The following is a 1,113-nucleotide window of genomic DNA, read 5'->3' as shown; positions in this document are numbered from 1 at the left end:
TTACCACTGTGGCTCGCCGGACTACCTCCCACATTTATGTTGCCAACTGGTTTTTCGGTGCTTATATCCTGACCATTGCCATGCTGCACGTGGTTAACAATCTGGAAGTGCCGATTTCCATGTGGAAATCCTACTCACTTTATCCCGGCACCATTGATGCCATGGTGCAGTGGTGGTACGGCCATAACGCTGTCGGCTTTTTCCTTACCGCTGGATTTCTCGGCATGATGTACTACTTTGTGCCGATTCAGGCAGGTCGACCGGTTTATTCCTACCGCCTGTCCATTGTTCACTTTTGGGCACTAATCGCTGTCTATATGTGGGCTGGCCCCCATCACTTGCACTACAGCTCCCTGCCCGACTGGGTTCAGTCCCTTGGCATGGTGTTCTCCATAGTGCTGCTGGCCCCCAGCTGGGGCGGCATGATCAACGGTGTTATGACCCTGTCTGGCGCCTGGCACAAACTGCGCACTGATCCGATTATCCGTTTCCTGATCGTATCGCTGAGCTTCTACGGCATGTCGACCTTCGAAGGCCCGATGATGTCGATCAAGACCGTCAATGCGTTGAGTCACAACACTGACTGGACCATCGGCCATGTTCACTCAGGCGCTCTGGGCTGGGTGGCAATGATTACCATGGGATCCATGTATGTGCTGATTCCGCGGGTCTTTAACCGCAAAGGCATGTTCAGCACAGCCTGGATATACACCCACTTCTGGCTGTCCACGATCGGCACAGTGCTATATATCGCCTCCATGTGGGTATCTGGCTTGATGCAAGGTCTGATGTGGCGCGCTGTGAACACTGACGGCACTCTGACCTACTCGTTTGTTCAAGAGATGGAGTCTCGCTTCCCCTATTATGTCGTGCGCTTGATTGGCGGCGTTATTTTCTTCTCCGGCATGCTGCTGATGGCATGGAACGTCTACAAGACGCTGAAAGAAGAAAAGAACGATAGCAATGAAAGCAACCTGGCCACGGCCTAAGGAGTCCCGACATGTCGAATGCTCATGAGAAAGTCGAGAAAAATGTCGGCCTGATGATCGTCCTGATCCTGATCGTGGTCAGCTTTGCCGGTCTGGCACAGATTGTGCCGCTGTTCTGGCAAAA

Annotated in this window: 1 protein-coding gene and 1 pseudogene; both read left to right on the top strand. The window is 52.8% G+C overall.

What is annotated here, in order from left to right:
* Positions 1 to 989: cbb3-type cytochrome c oxidase subunit I (locus tag J1C54_RS16295; protein WP_229150008.1), on the top strand; the 989-nt coding region annotated here is incomplete at its 5' end.
* Positions 990 to 1,000: 11 nt separating this feature from the next.
* Positions 1,001 to 1,113: pseudogene (locus J1C54_RS16290) on the top strand (peptidase S41); the annotation flags it as partial.

It is taken from the genome of Alcanivorax sp. 1008 (assembly GCF_020667895.1).
Lineage (GTDB): Bacteria > Pseudomonadota > Gammaproteobacteria > Pseudomonadales > Alcanivoracaceae > PGZG01.
This window is presented reverse-complemented; position numbering and strand designations above follow the sequence as displayed.